Raw genomic sequence first — 17009 nt, forward strand, 5'->3', positions numbered from 1 at the left:
CGCCCATGGGCGAGCAGCGGGACGCAGGCGGACACCACGGCGTGAGCGATGCGACCGGGGCGGGTGTCGACGCGCGGCTCGCCCTCGCGCAGGACCCGGCCACCTCCCAGATGACTCTCATCGACCTGGCATCCGACCCGTCGGCCGCGGTCCGCAAGGCGGTCGCGACCCGCCCCGACGCGCCGGCACAGGCGCTGCGACCGCTGGCGCGCGACCATGACCGGCACGTCCGGGAGGCGGTGGCGCGGAACCCCTCGACCTCGGTGGGCAACCTCCTGCGACTCGTGAAGGACGCCGACCGCTGGGTCCGCTGGGCGGTCGCCGGCAACCCGGGCTGCGACGAGTCGGTCCGCCGGGCGATGGCGGACGCCCCCGACAAGGAGCTGCGTGGTCTCCTCGCGGAGCGCCGCGAGCTGGAGCCCGAGCTGGCCGCGCGGCTGGTCGACGACGTCTCACCCGAGGTACGGGAACGACTCGCCACGCACACCCACGACCCCGACACGATCACGGCCCTGATGGCCGACCGCACCGCACGCGTACGCAAGGGGCTCGCCCGTAACCCGCGGACCACCGCGACCCAGCGCCGCGCGCTCGCGCAGGACCCGGTGGCGGACGTCCGCGCCGCGCTGGTGCTCGCCGTCGAGCTGGACGAGGCGGACCTGCGGCCCCTGCTCGACGACCGCGCGGTGCAGGTGCGGATGGCGATGGCGAGATCGGAGCTGATCCCGGCGGACATCCGTCGGGCGCTCGGTCGCGATCCCGACGAGATGGTGGCCGGCGTCGCGCGGGACTTCCGCCCCGGGGCGGGCGCGGCCCCGGTGGTGCGCGCCGCGCGCGGCGGTCGCCGGTCCTCCTCCGGGGCCGGCCGGGGCCGACCGGGTGGCGCCCGGCGCTGAGGCCGGCGACCGGGCTGCCGGTCCGGACGGGTCACTCGCGGTGACCGATGGCCTCGACCGGCGGGGCGCATCGCGAACCGGGTCGCCAGCGTGACGGCGCCCCAGGCGAGCGTGGTCGTCAGCGCCCCGATCGCGGCGAGGCCGCCGATCGGGACGCGGGGGACGGGCGACGTCGTCAACCCGAGGCTGAAACCGACGAGCGGCGGAATCGTCGCCAGCATCCCGAACAGCAGCGCCGCGACGACCACGACCCGGGCCCCGCCGTTCGTCATCGCGTGGACCTGACGGCGACTGGCGCCGATCAGCCGCAGCATCGCGAACTCGCGGCCCCGGGCGGCCGTCGCCAGCACCAGCGTGTTGACCACGGAGATGGCGAGGTAGCCCAGCAGGACGGCCTGGAACAGCAGGTTCAACGCCCAGTCGCCCGGGCCGCCGGCCCCGGGAGCGGCCAGGAACGCCGCGCGGTCGCCCACCCGCACCGTCGGAAAGGGTCGCACGGCCCGGCGCAGCGCGTCGGCGAGCGCCGTCGCGTCGGTGCCGTCCGTGGCCCGTACCAGCACCGCCGTGTCGAGCCGCGCGGTGGTGTGCGCGACGACGAGGTCGTGGGGCAGGGTGACGTCGCCGAAGCCCAGACCGTTCTCGTAGATCGCGACCACCCGCGGTCGGGCCGGGGTGCCGTCGCCGAGGCGCAGCTCGACGGTCCCGCCGACCCGGGCGCGGGCGGTCCGCGCCGCGATCCGGCTCAACGCCACCGTCTCGCCCCGCAGGCCCGCGAGGTCGCCCCGGAGCACCGCCAGGTCCATGGTCCGGGTGAGCCCGTCGGGCGGGACGCCCTGCGCGGTGTAGGCCCGGGTGGCGGTGCCGTCCTCGGCGGGGAACGTCAGCAGCACCCGCATCCGCGCCACCGGCGTCACCACGGCGACCCCGGCCGCGCCACGTACGGCGTCCACCACCTGCGGGGCCACCCCGCCCCCGGACGACGCGGTCAGCACCCGGTCGGCCCGGAGCCCGTCGTCGACCTGCCGTTGCGTGCCGGCGACGGACGTGGCCGCGCCGAACACCTGCGTCGCGGCCAGCGCCACGCCCATGGCCAGCGGGGTGCTGGCCGAGCTGAGCCGACGCCAGTTGGCGCGGGCGTCGGCCCCGGCGAGGTAGCCCCCGGCCGAGGTGGGCGGGTTGAGGAGGCGACCGGACACCAGCAGCAGGCCGCGGAGCAGCAGCGGTCCGAGACACCCGAGGGCCACCACGAACAGCAGGACCGCGCTCGCCGCGGTGTCGGCGACCGAGTCGCCCGCCGCGGCGACGTCGCCCAGGGTCAGCAGCAGACCCAGTGGGACGAGCAGGAACCCGACGACCGACCGGACCCGGCCGAACCGCCGGGGCTCGACCGCGGCGTCGCCGAGCGCCTCGACCGGGCTGACCCGGGTCGCCCGGTGGGCGACCAGCCAGCCGGAGAGGCGGGCGCTGAGCAGGCAGAGGGCCAGCGCGGCCAGCGTCGGCAGCACGCCGACCCGCATCCGGAAGTCCGCCGGCACCGCGCCCGCGAGGACGAACACCTCGCGCATCCCGAACGCGAGCACGACACCGGGAACGGTGCCGACCAGCGCGCTGACCGACGCCACCACCGTCATCTCGGCGCCGATCATGCGGTGGATCTGCCGGGGTGTCGCGCCGATCGCGCGCAGCAGCGCCAGCTCACGTCGGCGCTGCCGCGTCGACAGCGTCAGCGTGCTGCCGACCACGAACGTCACGATCAGCACCACCGTGCCGCCGAACGCCGCCGCCGTCTCGACGACCAGACCGCGGGCATCGCCCACGTCGAGGAACTCGACGTCACCACGACCCGCGCCGGTGTGCGCCACCACGTCCGGCACGGCGGCCCTGATCCGGGCGGCCAGCGCCGCCGGTGACACGCCGGGCGCGGCGAGCACGCCGACGGCGTCCACCCGGTCCGGACGCCCGGACAGCGCGAACGCCCGGTCGTCGGTGAAGAAGAGCGCGGACTGCCGCGTCAGCCGGCCAGCCGGCGGCTCGGCGACGCCCACCAGCCGGTAGGAGGACGGAACTCCGCCGACCACGATCCGCACGGTCGCGTCGAGCGACCAGCCGGCGCGGTCGGCGAGTTCGCCGTCGAGCACCACCTCGTCGGCTGCGGCGGGCGCCCGGCCCCGGCTGATCCGGAACGGCCCGAGCGCCGCGGCCGACCAGCCGTGGCCGAGCAGCGGGAAACCGTCGCGGCCGCCCACCACCTCGCCGTGCGCGTCGAGCAGACCGACCACGTCGCTCACGTCGCCGAGGGCGGTTCGGACGCCGGGTACCGCGGCGACCGCGGCGACCGTACCGACGGGCAGCGTGACGCGTTCGCTGTAGCGGACCTCGGAACTCTCGTCCAGCCTGAAGGACTGCGGCGCGCCGACGACCACCGCGGCACCCGCGTAGCGCTCGGCGGCCACCCCGGTCCCGAGACCGGACAGGAGCAGCGTGCCGCACGCGCTGATCAGGGCCGCGCCGGCGACGAGCGCGACGAAGGAGCCGGCGAAGCCGCCCCTGCGCCCGCTGATCGTGCGCCAGGCCAGCGCCAGGTCCCCGGGCAGCGGGACCCCGGTGAGGCGGACCAGCCGGCGCAGGCGGCGGATCACCCGGCGCTCCGGTGCGTCAGGCGCGCCGCGACCTGCGCCGGGGTGGGCCGGGTCAGCTCGCCCGCCAGCCGGCCGTCGGCGAGGAACAGCACCGAATCGGCGTACGCGGCGGCGACCGGGTCGTGGGTGACCATCAGCACCGTCTGGCCCATGTCGTCCACCACCCGACGCAGCAGCTCCAAGACCTGCCCGCCGGACCGGGTGTCCAACGCGCCGGTCGGCTCGTCGGCGACCACCACGTCCGGACGGGTGATCAACGCGCGGGCGATCGCCACCCGCTGCTGCTGGCCACCGGACAACTCCGCCGGCCGCCGCGTGCGGTGCTCACCGAGGCCGACCGCGGTGAGCACCTCGTGCAGGAAGCCCCGGTCGGTCCGGCGGTCCGCGAGCCGCAACGGCAGCGTGACGTTGCCCTCGACGGTCAGCGCGCCCAGCAGGTTGTACGCCTGGAAGACGAAGCCGATCCGCTCCCGCCGCACCTCGGTGAGCCGCGCCTCGCTCAGGCCGGACAACTCGACGTCGCCGAGCCGGACCGAACCCGAGGTCGGCCGGTCCAGACCGGCCGCGCAGTTGAGCAGCGTGCTCTTGCCGGACCCGGACGGGCCCATCACGGCCGTGAACGTGCCACGCGGGAAGTCGACGGTCACCGCGTCCAGGGCATGCACCGTGGTCCGCCCCGAGCGGTACCGCCTGGACACCGACTCCAGGCGCACCGCGTACGGCGGGGTCGGGGCTGTGCCGGCGCGTCCCGACGGCGCTTTCGACGATCTCACGTGCTCCGACGTTAGGGTCGGCGACGGTCCGGGCCGATACCCCGGGCCACCGTATGGAAGGTACCGCTGGCTGTAGTGACGAGGTGGCGCACACCGGGCAGACTCGGCACCGTGTCCGAGCCGAGAGCTTTCCCGGGGGCGGCGTGGGCGCGGTGGACACGGACCGGCCGCGCCGGCGGCTACCTGCTGGGCTCGCTGCTCTCCGGCGTCGCCACCCTGGTCGCCCTCCCGCTGCTGTGCGTGCCGCGGCTGGCGCGGCTCTGGGCCGGCTGGCACCGGGACCGCGCGCGCCGGCTGCTCGCGACGACGCCGGCGCCGCCCCCGGCCGGGCCGGCGACCGGCCACCCGACCGGCCGCACCTCCCGCGCCCTGCTCTGGCTGCCGGTGAACGCCCTGACCGGGGTCGCGTTCGGCCTGCCGGCGCTGCTGTGCGTGGGCAACGTGGTGGTCGCCGTGGTCGCGACCCCGCTCTGGTGGGCGTTCGACGCCCGGGACCGGCCACGGCTCTTCGTCGACGTCCCGGTGCCCGACTGGACGACCGCACTCACCCTCGGTCCTCTCCAGGTGCTCCTGCTCGCCGTCGCGGCGTACCTCGTCTTTCCGCCGGTCGCGCACGCGCACGCCCGGATCTGCCTCGCGGTGGTCTCGGCGCACCCGACCGACGAGCAACTCGCCGAACGGGTGGCGGTGCTGACCCGCACCCGCGCCGACGTGCTCGACGCCCACGGTGCGGAGCTGCGCCGCATCGAACGCGATCTGCACGACGGCACCCAGGCCCGCCTGGTGGCCATCGCGATGCGGCTGGCCGTGGCGCGCCAGGCGTTCGCCGATCGGACGCGCGACGACCAGCTCGTGGCGGATCTGCTGCGGGAGGCGCACGAAGGAACCGAGGAGGCCATGACCGAGCTGCGCGAGGTGATTCGCACCGTCTACCCGCCGATCCTCGCCGACCGGGGCCTCGACGGCGCGTTGACGGCGGTGACCAGCCGCTGCGTCGTACCGACCCGGTTGGACCTCGGCAGTCTCGGGCTGGTCCCGGCGGCGGCCGAGGCCATCGTCTACTTCGCCGTCGCGGAGGCGCTCACCAACGTCGCCAGACACAGTCGGGCGACAGCGGCCAGCGTACGGGTCCATCGGGTGGCCGACCGGTTGTCGACCGTGATCACCGACAACGGCGTCGGCGGCGCCGACGATCGACGGGGCACCGGCATCGCCGGGATCCGCCGTCGGGTACTGGCCCTCGACGGCACCGTCGACCTCGACAGCCCGGTCGGCGGCCCGACCACCGTCACCGTGGAGCTGCCGTGCGGGTGGTGATCGCCGAGGACAACGTCCTGCTCTCCAGCGGGCTGGAACTGCTGCTGGGGCGGGCGGGTTTCCGGACCGTCGCCGTCGCCGTCGACGCGCCCGGGTTCCTCGCCGCCGTACGGGAGCACCGGCCCGATGTCACGATCGTCGACGTCCGCCTGCCGCCGTCCTTCCGTGACGAGGGGATCCACGCCGCGTTGCGGGCCCGCCGTGAGCATCCCGGCCTGCCGGTCCTGGTGCTGTCGCAGTACGTCGAGCAGCAGTACGCCGCCGAGCTGCTGTCCACCTCCGGGGGCGGGGTCGGTTACCTGCTCAAGGACCGCGTCAGCCGGGTGGACGAGTTCGTCGACGCGCTGCGTCGGGTCGCCGACGGCGGCACCGCGATGGACCCGGAGGTCATCGCGCAGCTCGTGCGACGCGCCGGCGACCCGATCGCCGCGCTCACGCCCCGGGAACGCGAGGTGCTCGCGCTGATGGCCCAGGGCAGGGACAACACCGCCATCGCGGGGCAGCTCGTCGTCACCGACAACGCGGTGCACAAGCACATCGGCAACATCTTCGCCAAGCTCGGGCTGGCCGTGACCGACAGCGGCCACCGGCGTGTCCTCGCGGTCCTGGCCTACCTCAACGCGGCCGGCGGCACGGGCGGCGGAACCCGATGACGGCCGTCACTCGTCGTCAGCGCCCGCCCCGGCGACGTCGACGATCGTGACGGGCGTGCCGAGCTGGACGGTGCGGGAGACGGTGCAGAGCCGGTCGTGCGACTGACGCAGTGAGCGGGGGAGCGCCTCGCGCGCCCGGTCGCCGTCCGGTCCCTCCGGGAAGGTCACGGTGAACGCCACCCGGAGGTCGCGCATCCGGTTGCCGCCGGCCTCGTCGCGGATCTTCTCGCCGGTGACCTCGACGGTGAAGCGGTCCGGCTCGGCGCGGCGGCTGGTGATGTGGTCGACGTCGACGGCGGTGCACCCGCCGATGGCGGCCAGCAGCAGTTCCACCGGCGTGAACGTGTCGTTCTGGCCGGAGCCGATGGAGATCGACCCACCACGGGGATTCCGCACGGTGTAGGTGCCCAGGCCGGTGCGCTCGATCTCCACCGAGCGGAAGGTGTCGTCACTCATGCCCGCGAACCTACCCGGCGGCCGGCGCCGTCAGCGGATCAACGTGACGTCCGGCAAGCCGGCGGAGGGCCCGGACAGGGAGGTCGGCACCCGTTGTCGTACCGGCTGTTGGCCCCCACCCCCGGTGCGACACGGCGGTGGCGGTCGATGTCTACCCTGGCCGCGTGACGTTCCTGACGGTCGTCGTCGCCATCCTGGGAATCGCCGGATACGCCATGTTGGTGCTGGCGCCGGTGCTGCTGGCCCTGGCCGTGTCGGAGGGCCGCCAGCACCGGTGGATCCGCCGACACCCGGTGTCCCCGTGTGCCGCGCTGCGCCCGGGGACCCCGCTGCCCCGGCGGATGGCCCTGTACGGCGAAACCGCGCCGGGGCCCGCCGGGCTGGTGGTCGCGCCGCTGTCCGGCGTCGAGGCGGTGTGGTTCCACACCATGGTGTACACGGTCGACAGTTCCGGTGACCCGCCGCTCACCAGCACGAATGTGCTGTGGGAGCAGTCCGCGGGGGACCCGTTCGGGGTGGCCGACGGCACCGGCACGGCCGCGGTGTCGGCGCGGCTCCTCCAGGCGGCCGTCAACGACCCACGGCTGTCCGCGTGGGCGCAGACGCGGCTGCCGGTGGCGCACGACGGTCCCACGCCGGTACGGACCGTCGTCGGTGAGGAGACCACCAGTCCTCGCCGCCACGGCCGGTGGCTCCAGGACTTCATCGATCGCGGGCTGGTCCCGGCGGACGCGGCGCGCCGCGTGGAACGGGTGTGGGTGGTCGAGCAGATCGTGCCCCCGGGCCTCCCGCTGTACGTCATCGGCCGGCCGGCGATTCTCGACAGCGGCGTCGCCGCGCTCACGCTGCCGAGAACCGGTCGCTACCTCGCGGTGAGCCGGGAGCCGGCGGAGACCGAACGGAAACTCCTCAGCGACCGCAGGTACGGCATGGGGTGTGCGCTGTGGGCCGCGGTGGTCGGGGTGGCCTCCCTCGCCGTCGTCTGGGCCGTCAGCTACGCGGTGAGTCGGTAGGCGGCGCGGGCGCGTCAGGTGGTGGCGGCGTCATGGACGGCCATGGTCTCCTGCCGGTCGGGTTCCTCGCGCAGGACGGCGCAGTGCAGCCAGGCGTCCGGGATGGCGAAGCCGTCCACGAGCGTCCGCAGGTGCGGGCGCAGCTCCTTCAGCAGACCGTTCACCACCGCGGTGATCGCCTTGGCGCGGGCCGGGGTGAGCCGGCCGTGCTCCAGCAGCCAGCCCTTGTCGGCTTCGACGACGCTGAGCGCATAGAGGTCGCAGACCCGGGAGAGCAACGCCCGCACGGCCGGGTCCGTGGTGGCGTCGATGCCGGCGACGAACGCCTCGAGCGTCACCCGGTCGACGTGCGCGGCGGCCACGGCCAGGACGTGGTCCTGCACGTCGTTGAAGATGTCGAAGGGGTGGTCCTTCTTCGTGGCGGCGCCGTTGCGCAGCCGGCGGACCGCGCCGTCGAGGCGGTGCCGCTCGCGGTCCTCGAAGACCGTGAGCTGCCAGCCGCGGTCGGTGACGGCGACCTCGTCGTCGCGGCCGGGCACGGCACTGGTCAGCCGCTCGATGAGCGCCCGCGCGGCGGTGCGTTCGAGCACCATGTCGCGGATCTGGTCGGCGACGAAGGAGGCGCGTCCCCAGCCGTCCAACGAGCCGAACTCGTCGCGGTGGCCGGTGAGCAGCCCCTTGGCCACCAACTGCAGCAGCACCGTGTTGTCGCCCTCGAACGTGGTGAAGACGTCGGTGTCGGCCTTGAGGCCGGGCAGCCGGTTCTCGGCCAGGTAGCCGGCGCCGCCGCACGCCTCCCGGCACATCTGGATGGCGCGGGTCGCGTGCCAGGTCTGCGCGGCCTTGAGACCGGCGGCCCGGGACTCCAGCTCCCGTTGCCGGTGCTCGTCGACCGGTCCGTCGCCACCGCCCTGCACCTCGCTGAGCGCGGTCACCAGCTCGGTCTGGGCGAAGGTCAGCGCGTACGTGGTGGCCAGCGCGGGCAGCAGCTTGCGCTGGTGGGCCAGGTAGTCGTTGAGCAGCACCTCCCGGTCGGCGTCGGCGGTGCCGAACTGGCGGCGGATGTCGCCGTAGCGCACCGCGATGGTCAGCGCCGCCTTGGTGGCCGCCGAGGCGGCGCCGCCGACGCTCACCCGGCCGCGGACCAGGGTGCCGAGCATGGTGAAGAAGCGCCGGGAGTCGTTCTCGATCGGGCTGGCGTAGGTGCCGTCCGCCGCGACCTGGGCGTAGCGGTCCAGCAGCATGTCGCGCGGCACGCTGACGTGGTCGAAGCTGAGGCGTCCGTTGTCCACGCCGAGCAGGCCGGCCTTCGGCCCGGCGTCGCGGATGGTCACCCCGGGCAGCGGATTGCCGTGCGCGTCGCGGATCGGGACCAGCCAGGCGTGCACGCCGTGCCGCCGCCCCTCGATGATCAGCTGGGCGAAGACCACCGCCATCCGGCCGTCGCGGGCGGCGTTGCCGATGTAGTCCTTGCGCGCCGCCTCGTGCGGGGTGTGCAGGTCGAACGTCTGCGTCCGCGGGTCGTACACGCAGGTGGTGCGCAGGTGCTGGACGTCCGAGCCGTGGCCGGTCTCGGTCATCGCGAAACAGCCGAAGATCTCGCCGGCGATGATGTCGCGCAGGTAGGCGTCGTGGTGGCGCCGGGTGCCGAGGGCCGCGACCGCGCCGCCGAACAGGCCCCACTGCACGCCCGCCTTCACCATCAGCGACAGGTCGACCTGGGCCAGCATCTCGATGGCGACGATCGAGGCGCCGACGTCGGAGTCGCCGCCGTACTCGGTGGGGAAGCCCCCGCCGATCCCCAGCTCGACCGGGAGTTCGCGGAGCAGCCGGCTGATCCGCTCGCGCGCCTGGTCGCCGGTCTCGCCGTACACCGGTAGGAAACGCCCGTCGAGGTGCTCGCGGTGCGCGTCGCGGACCCGGGCCCACGGTCCGTCGAGTACGGCCCGCAGCCGGGCCGGGTCGACCGGGCCGGTCTCGTTGCTCATGGCTACCTCGGATGCCGACGTCATGCTCACCTCTCCTACCCGGTGAACGGCGCTGATCAGCCGCGGTGACGTGGTGAGAGCCGTCACGGCGACCGGGTCGACCGGCATATCGAAAAAGGCATACGCCGGCGCAACAGCGCTCCCCCTTGGGTGGAGGCACGGAACCACACGCCAGGACCAAGGAAACGGAGCGTGATCATGGAATCGGATCCCGTACGCGGTGTCGACCGGAGGCGGCTGCTCGGGTGGGGCGGGCTGGCCGCGGCCGGTGTGGCGGCCGGTGCGCCGCTGCTGGGCGCCGGCCCCGCCCACGCCGCTCCGACCGTTCCCGCCTCCGGCTCGTCCCGCGCCACGTCGTCCGGGCAGGGAGGGATCCCGCCGGCCACCCGACCCGGCGGCGCGTACGACCGGTTCGTGGCGGAGCTGGCGGCGCAGGACAGGTTCTCCGGCGTGGTGCTGCTGTCGTACCGGGGCCGGACGGTGCTGTCCCGCAGCTACGGCATGGCCGACCGGGAGCGGGGGATCCGCAACCACCAGGGCGTGGCGTTCAACCTCGCCTCGGCGAGCCAACCGTTCCTGACGGTGGCGATCCTGCAACTGGCCCAGCGGGGGCGGGTGTCGCTGTCGGATCCGCTGGGCGCCCACCTGACGGACCTGGCCCCGGGGATCGCCGAGCGGGTGACCATCCACCACCTGCTCACCGGCACCTCCGGGCTGGACGCGCCGATGCCCGACTGGACGCGCGTCTTCCACAGCCGGGCGGAGGTGCACGAATACCAGCAGTGGTGGATCCGGCAGGCGACGCTGGCGGGGGTGCCCGGCTCCGGTTCCAACGGCCACCTCCCCGGAGCCGGCGTCGGCCTGGCGATGGCGGCACGGATCGTGGAGGTGGTGTCCGGCCTGACGTTCTGGGACTACGTGCACCAGCACGTGTTCGCCCGCGCCGGCATGCGCGGCTCGGGGTTCTTCACCAGGCCGCAGTGGCTCACCGACCGGCACATCGCGCACCCGTACATGCGCCAGGCCGACGGCGGCCGGGTGGACGCCGTGCGCCACCTCGACCGGGGCAGCGTGAGCCCGCCCATCGCGGGCCGGAACCCGGGCCGCGACTTCATCGGGCACGCCTCGGGCGACGGCTTCGCCACCGCGCCGGACCTGGTCCGGTTCGCGGCGGCGCTGCGCGACGGCACGCTGCTCGACCGGCCCTGGGCCGACCTGTTCGCCGGGGCCAGGCAGCCCGGTCCGGCGCCCACCTCGTTCGACGGGTACACGATGCCGGTCTCGATCATCGGTGGCCAGTGGGTGTTCGGGCGCGGCGGCGGGGCCGGCGGCGTCGCCGCGAACTGGACCGTCTACCCGGACACCGGGTGGGTCGGTGTGGTCCTCGGCAACTACGACGACGTGCCGCTGCTGGAGATCTGCCTGGCGGAGATCGAGGCGGTCACCGGCGAGCACGTCGAGTCGCCCGAGGGCGGCTGACGCGCCCGCCGGCCGTCCCCGGTTCAGCCCGCCGGGCAGCGGGTACCGGGGGCGGGCACCGTCACGTCGACGAGATAGCGGTCCACCACGGCGGTGGTGCAGTCGGTGCGCAGGTACGTGCCGTGGCCCCAGCCCTCGTAGGTGACCAGCCGCCCGTGCCGGCCCAGTTGCCGGGCCACGTCGGTGGCCCAGGCGTAGCCGGTGCGCGGGTCGTGCCGGGCGTTGAGCAGCAGCAGCGGTGTGCGGGTGCGTACCCGGAGCTGGTGTGGCGGGTTCCGGACCGGGGACGGCCAGCCGAGGCAGGTCTGCACCGCGAGCAGCCCGGCGCCGTAGCGGACGTCCGGCGCGGCGGCCGCCGCCTCCCGGACCAGACCGGCGTACTCGGCGTAGTTCCGCACCGGGGCCGGCCAGTCCGCGCAGAAGGCCGCCACGGCGACCGGCAGCCTCACCTCGTCGGGCGGGGTGCCGGCGGCCATGCTCCGGATGGCCGTGGCCAGTTGCGGCCAGCGCGGGCCGGCCAGCTCGCGGAGGGTCACGGCCGTGACGTCGAAGGCGGTACGCGGGGCGTAGTCGCCACGGTCGGCGCGGGCCAGCACGTCGGCCCAGACCGCCCGCACGTCCCGCCCGTGCAGCACGCACTCGGTGGACCTGTCGCACCAGGCCACGAACTCGTCGAACGCGTCCTGCAGGGCGGCGGCCTGGGTCCGGACGAACGGTCGCACCCCCAGGCTGTGGTCGAACACGCCTTCGAGCACGACGGCCCGCACCCGGCCGGGGTACCGCTCGGCGTACTGCTGACCCAGCAGCGTGCCGTACGAGCTGCCGTGGAACGTCAGTCGCCGTTCGCCCAGCGCGCGCCGCAGCGCCTCCAGGTCGTGGACGGTGCTGAGCGTGTCCGCGTGGTCGAAGACCGGGCTGGTCGGACGGCACCGCGCCCACCAGGCCCGGTTGTACGCGAGCAGGGCGTCGAAGTCGGCCGGGCCGGCCAGCGGGATCGGCGGTCGGCGCAGCGTCGGATCCGGCGCGCAGGCCGGGGCGGCGGTGCGGGCCACCGTACGCGGGTCGAAGCTGACCAGGTCGAACCGGTCGAGCAGCTCGTCGCTGAACCGGTCGCCCCGGCGGATGCGCTCCACCCCGGAGTCTCCGGGGCCGCCCGGCCCGAACACCAGCGTGCCCACCCGCCGCTCCGGCACCCGGGCGGCCCGGCGCGCCACGGCGAGCTCGAACGTCGGCCCGTGCGGCCGGGCCCAGTCCACCGGTAGTCGCAGCCGGGCGCACCGCACGTCCGGATCGGGCGGGACGCCCGGCAGGTCGTCGGCACACTCACCCCAGGCGAGACGCGGTGGCGGCGGGTCGGCGTGAGCCGGAGCCGGCCATCCGGCGACGAGCGTGAGGACGGTGACGGCCAGGGCCAACGGACGACGGTGCACGGTGCCTCCTGCGGTCGGGACGTCCGTCCATCGTCGACCGCCCCGAGCCCGAAACCCCATCGGCGACCACCCGGAGACGCCCCCGAGGTTCCACCCGGAGCGGCCGTCGGGGGCCGTCGGCCGACCCCCCCGTGGCAGGTCAGCGGTTGAGGTAGGCGGCCAGGCCGCCGAGTTCCTCACTGGCGATGAAGACCGAGCGCACGTTCAGGATGGCCTCCTCCACGTGGATGGGGCAGCCCCACGCGGAGTCGCCCCACGAGTCGGCGATCTTGATCTCGGCCGCCGCAGCGCACCCGTCGGCGCCGCCGAGCTGACACCGCTCGGGATGCGGCGCGGTGGCCTGTGCGGCGGCCGCGGCGCGGACCCGCGTGGCGAGTTCCGCGGCGGCGGTGGCGCGCTGCTCGGCCTCGGCGCGCAGTTCCCGCTCCGCCCGCACCACCCGGGCCAACTCGTCCCGGGCCGCCCTCACCTCGGCGTCGACGGCGGCCTTGGCCTGCTCGATGTGGTGTCGTTCGATGGCGAGCGCCGCGGTGCCGGTGAAGACCCGGGCCAGCGCGAGGTCGGCGTCCTGGGGGACGCGCGGGGTCCGGTGGTACACGGCGAACGTGCCCAGCAGGCTGCCGTCGCGCCCGAGGATCGGCGTCGACCAGCAGGCGCCCAGCCCGGCCCGCTCCGCGAGGGGGCGGAAGTCGGTCCAGAACGGGTCGGTGGCGATGTCGGTGACCACGACCGGTTCCCGCCGGTGCGCGGCGGTGCCGCAGGAGCCGACGCCTTCGCCGGTGGCGATGCCGTCGATGGCCTGGTTGTAGAAGTCGGGCAGGCTCGGCGCCGCGCCGTGGCGCAGGTGCCGGCCGTCAGGATCGGCGAGCAGGACGGAGACCAGCAGTTCCTCCGGGGCGAGCTGCTCGATGCAGCGGGCCATCCCGTCGAGCACCTCGGCCAGCGGCGCCTGGCGCGCGATCTGCTCCACCAGCGCCCGGTGCTCGGCCATCAGCCGTTGGGCGTGCTTCACCTGGGTGGTCTCCAGGCCGATCACCCGGATCCCGACGACCGCGCCGGAGGCGTCCCGCCGCGGCTCGTAGGTGACGTCGAAGAACGCCTCCCGGGTGTGCGGCCCGGTGCCCAGGACCACCCGGACGTCGCGCCCGGTGTAGGGCTCGCCGGTGCGGTAGACCTGGTCCAGCAGCGTGAGGAAGCCCTGACCGGCCAGCTCGGGCGTCAGCTCCGCGAGCGGCATCCCGGTGCCCGCCCGCTGCTCGCCGACGGCGGCGAGGAACGCCTCGTTCGCGCTCGTCACCACGTGGGTCGGCCCGGCGAGCGACGCGAAGACCGCGGTGGACTGCCCGAACAGCGAGCGTACGTCCTCCGCCGCGTCCGGCCCGACCATCGCGGCGTCCGCGGCACCGGGCTGTGCGCCCTCCACCGCCGTCATGGTGCGGTCTGCCTCTCTGCCGAGTCGTGGTCACCGGTCCGGAAATCCGGAGCTCCGTCTCGTGGTCCGCGCCGGTGTCGCGATGCCCGTTGAGGCGGGCGCGGCGGGTGGACCGGTCGAGACGCCGATCATGCCGGCGAGCGTAACCGATGTCCGAGCCGGTCGGTCCGGGACGGCAGCCGGGTGCAGGGCTCGCTGGACACCTTGTGCCAACCTGAACGGGCGGGATTCCGACCGGGGGAGGCAGCCATCGACTTCTCGCTCCGACCGCCCGAGCGTCAGGTCGCCGCACCTGCCCGAGAGGTAGTCCCGCCGGAGGGCCCGCCGTGGCCTCCACAGCGCGTCGAGGTCGACAGGTTCGACCTCACCGACGAGGTGCCGCCTGGTCCACACGGCCTCGACGGGGGCGGCGTCGAAGCCGCCACCTTCGAGGTGGCGGCCCCCGACCACCCGTCATGCCGGGTCAGGCCGAAACCGGTGCCGGTCCTGGACGTCATGGCCCCGTCACACGGGCAGGTCCGCGTCTCCGGGTTGGCGCGGTTGTTCCCCGCGCACACCGTCCACACGAACCGGGCCACCGCCGTGGTGGACGGCGACGACTGTCACCTCCGCCAGGTCGATCACTACCACGTCGACCGGGTCGAGCTCTCCCTCGACCAGCTCACCGCTACCAGCGCCGCCCGGGATGCGCTGGGCGCGCTGCTCGCCGATCCCGACGACGCGGAGCGGATCACGGCGTTCCAGCGCGCCCTGCGCCCCGTCGTCGACCCGCCGGAGCGCCAGGGGCCGACCGAGGTGAGCGTGCCGGTGCGGTCGACCCGGCTGGTCACCGCCGCCGGCTCGGTCGCCGTCGTCCAGGCCGACGGGTCACGGACGACGGTCAACAACCGGTACGTGGTCGACCGCACCATCTTGCCGGCGACGGAGTTCCTGGTCCGGGACGCGTCCCTGGTCCGGCAGTTCGCGTACGCGGTGCTGGAGCCGACGCCGGGCGAACGGACGGCGACGTTCCTGCGTGGGGTGCTGGAGGCCGGTGGTCGCGTCGACGAGTTGGCGCTGCTCGCTCACGCGTCCGACCTGCCCCACCAGCGGACGAGCCTGTTCGGTCTGTTCGGCGCCGCCCGGGTCGGCGACGCCGCGACCGTGATGGTGGGCACGGGAAACACCCATGAGGTCGCCGCCGAGATCCACCGGACGGCACCCGGGGAGCGCGGCGTCCTGGCCGACCTGGCTGTTCTCCGCGAGTTCGCGCCGCCGGTCGTCGCGCTCTCCACCCCGTTTCCGCTCCGCACGTCGACGCCGGAGCAGTGGGAGCCGGCACGGGGTCCGCAGCTGGACGTCGGTCCCGCGGCACTGGTCCTGCTGGCGGACCACAACCAGCTCGACCCGGAGCCCGTGGAGCCCCCGGAGCTCGTGGAGCCCCCGGAGCCCGTGGAGCCCGAAATCGATCCGCCGGAGTACGACGGGCCATTCGTCGACTTCTGACGACTCCAACCGATGGTCGAGGAGGAGCTGATGCGGCATCGAGTGTGGCTGGCCGTTCTGGTCGTCGTGCTGGCACTGGCCGGTGCGGTCGGCTTCCTCGCCCGGCAGGGCCTCGACCGGGCCGACCGGTGGGCGAGCGTGGCGGCCTTCCTGCTGGCGCTGACGGTGGCCGGAGGCACGGTGGCGGCGTCGATGGCACGGCGCCGGCCGACGGTGGCGTCCGGCGTGGCTCGCGGTGGTCGTTCCATCCGCTGCTGGCGTGGCGGAACGGCACCGTCGTCAAGGGCGGCGAGGGAGACACCAACACGATCATCAACGTGAACCATTCGGACCGCCGGGACGGCTGAACCGCACCGTCACCGGTGCGCGGGCACCCCCGTGTCGAGCACGAGCACCGGACCGGTCCGTCGTTCGCCCGCTGCCGCGCGGGTCAGCCGCTGTGCGGCCCGCTCCGGCTCCTCGTCGTCGGCCAGCTGATCGAGGACGCGTACCCACGAATCGCCGCGCACGTCGGTGAGTTCGGCGGCGACGGCGGCGACACGGTGGGCCGTGACCCGGTCGGGCGCCGGCCGGTCGGCGGCGTCGGTGGAGCCGATCGCCGGGCCGGCCGGGACCCCGGCGAGGTCGGCCCGGCCCCCGGTCACGGCGGCGACGTCCGGCGAGCCGCACCGCACCACGTCGATCCGGCCGGACCGGTCCACCTGCACGAGGGTGGCCCGCAGGTGGCCGGCCGGCGCGAGGTCGCGGACCACCCGGTCCACCGCGCCGACGAGCTGCGGCAGCGACTGCCGCCGCCGGCCGGCGTGCCGGCGGAACGTCACCTCGATGGTCCGCCGGGCGGCGGGCGTGGTCAACGCCGCGCCGGTGACGGTGCCGACCAGGACGCGGAGGCCGCCGCCGCGGACCGGCACGGCGGCGGCGATCTCGCCGGGCGTACCGCAGATCGCCAGCGCGGCGCGCCCGGGTCCCGCCGGCATGGTGAACACCGCGACGTCGCGCGGCGCGGCGGCGCGCCCGACGGCGGTGGACCGCCGGTGGCGCCGGGCCCACGCCAGGGCGGGGACCGCGGCGAGGCTGAACGCGGACGCGAGCAACGCCGACGGGTCGCTGCGGTGACCGGGGACCACCGGCAGGACGACGGAGGCGACCACCAGCACGCCCGCCCAGGCCGACACCAGCGCCGCCACCCGGGGCCGGGCCGACACGCCGAGCAGACCGGGCAGCAGCACCCAGCCGACCGGGGTGCTGATCTCGGCGGCGCCCATCAGCACCGCGTTGCCGGTGGTGCCCGCCAGGGCCGTTCGCATCGACAGCAGCGCGGCCGCACGCATCACGGCATCTCCTCGTCGTCCGGGTCGGCCAGGGTGGCGAGCCTACCCGGCGGGACCGGCGGGCCGACCGGCGCGCGAAACACCGATGGGTACCCCGTCCGGTCGACGCCGATGCGC

At 74.9% G+C, this 17009-nt stretch carries 13 protein-coding genes and 1 pseudogene; 7 read left to right on the top strand and 7 right to left on the bottom strand.

Annotated elements, in window-relative coordinates; genetic code table 11:
• The first annotated feature begins 41 nt into the window (after positions 1 to 41).
• Positions 42 to 896 (top strand): DUF2336 domain-containing protein, encoded by an 855-nt coding sequence (locus C8054_RS04255; RefSeq protein ID WP_158273805.1) that lies wholly within the window; start codon positions 42 to 44, stop codon positions 894 to 896.
• A gap of 1472 nt (positions 897 to 2368) precedes the next feature.
• On the opposite strand, the pseudogene C8054_RS33170 reads toward C8054_RS04255, so the two are convergent.
• A pseudogene (locus C8054_RS33170) lies at positions 2369 to 3535 on the bottom strand (ABC transporter permease); the annotation flags it as partial.
• Positions 3532 to 4308, bottom strand: coding sequence for an ABC transporter ATP-binding protein (locus C8054_RS04265; protein ID WP_107155383.1), 777 nt, complete (start codon positions 4306 to 4308; stop codon positions 3532 to 3534). The gene C8054_RS04265 and the pseudogene C8054_RS33170, both read right to left, overlap by 4 nt.
• A gap of 111 nt (positions 4309 to 4419) precedes the next feature.
• Here C8054_RS04265 and C8054_RS04270 point away from each other — a divergent pair, with 111 nt between their 5' ends.
• Together C8054_RS04270 and C8054_RS04275 are read left to right on the top strand one after the other, a co-directional pair.
• Positions 4420 to 5625: a sensor histidine kinase gene (locus C8054_RS04270; RefSeq protein ID WP_199199521.1), complete on the top strand. Its 1206-nt coding sequence runs from the start codon at positions 4420 to 4422 to the stop codon at positions 5623 to 5625.
• A complete protein-coding gene (locus tag C8054_RS04275) occupies positions 5613 to 6278 on the top strand; it encodes a response regulator transcription factor (protein WP_107155384.1) in 666 nt (221 codons plus the stop codon). The genes C8054_RS04270 and C8054_RS04275 overlap by 13 nt, the downstream gene beginning before the upstream one ends.
• Positions 6279 to 6284: 6 nt before the next feature.
• Here the strand turns inward: C8054_RS04275 and C8054_RS04280 are convergent, their stop codons facing one another.
• Entirely contained in the window at positions 6285 to 6734 is a 450-nt protein-coding gene (locus C8054_RS04280; protein ID WP_107155385.1) for an OsmC family protein, read from the bottom strand.
• Between the two features lie 164 nt (positions 6735 to 6898).
• Here C8054_RS04280 and C8054_RS31935 point away from each other — a divergent pair, with 164 nt between their 5' ends.
• On the top strand, positions 6899 to 7747 hold the full coding sequence (locus C8054_RS31935) for a hypothetical protein (RefSeq protein ID WP_158273806.1): 849 nt from the start codon (positions 6899 to 6901) through the stop codon (positions 7745 to 7747).
• Positions 7748 to 7761: 14 nt separating this feature from the next.
• On the opposite strand, the gene C8054_RS04295 is transcribed toward C8054_RS31935, so the two are convergent.
• Positions 7762 to 9735 (bottom strand): acyl-CoA dehydrogenase, encoded by a 1974-nt coding sequence (locus C8054_RS04295; protein WP_107155388.1) that lies wholly within the window; start codon positions 9733 to 9735, stop codon positions 7762 to 7764.
• Positions 9736 to 9933: 198 nt separating this feature from the next.
• Here C8054_RS04295 and C8054_RS04300 point away from each other — a divergent pair, with 198 nt between their 5' ends.
• Positions 9934 to 11214 (top strand): serine hydrolase, encoded by a 1281-nt coding sequence (locus C8054_RS04300; protein ID WP_107155445.1) that lies wholly within the window; start codon positions 9934 to 9936, stop codon positions 11212 to 11214.
• A 23-nt stretch (positions 11215 to 11237) separates the two neighbouring features.
• On the opposite strand, the gene C8054_RS04305 is transcribed toward C8054_RS04300, so the two are convergent.
• Complete coding sequence (locus C8054_RS04305) at positions 11238 to 12644, bottom strand: alpha/beta hydrolase (RefSeq protein WP_107155389.1); 1407 nt, start codon at positions 12642 to 12644, stop codon at positions 11238 to 11240.
• Between the two features lie 139 nt (positions 12645 to 12783).
• Positions 12784 to 14076 carry a GAF domain-containing protein gene (locus tag C8054_RS04310; protein ID WP_107155390.1) on the bottom strand — a complete coding sequence of 431 codons (1293 nt, stop codon included), beginning with the start codon at positions 14074 to 14076 and terminating at the stop codon, positions 12784 to 12786.
• A 495-nt stretch (positions 14077 to 14571) separates the two neighbouring features.
• On the opposite strand from C8054_RS04310, the gene C8054_RS04315 reads away from it, so the two are divergent.
• A complete protein-coding gene (locus C8054_RS04315) occupies positions 14572 to 15561 on the top strand; it encodes a hypothetical protein (RefSeq protein ID WP_158273807.1) in 990 nt (329 codons plus the stop codon).
• Between the two features lie 30 nt (positions 15562 to 15591).
• Positions 15592 to 15882, top strand: coding sequence for a hypothetical protein (locus C8054_RS04320; RefSeq protein WP_146179866.1), 291 nt, complete (start codon positions 15592 to 15594; stop codon positions 15880 to 15882).
• A gap of 35 nt (positions 15883 to 15917) precedes the next feature.
• Here the strand turns inward: C8054_RS04320 and C8054_RS04325 are convergent, their stop codons facing one another.
• Positions 15918 to 16892 (bottom strand): hypothetical protein, encoded by a 975-nt coding sequence (locus C8054_RS04325; protein WP_233219495.1) that lies wholly within the window; start codon positions 16890 to 16892, stop codon positions 15918 to 15920.
• Between the last annotated feature and the right edge of the window lie 117 nt (positions 16893 to 17009).

This window comes from Micromonospora sp. RP3T (assembly GCF_003027925.1).
Lineage (GTDB): Bacteria > Actinomycetota > Actinomycetes > Mycobacteriales > Micromonosporaceae > Micromonospora.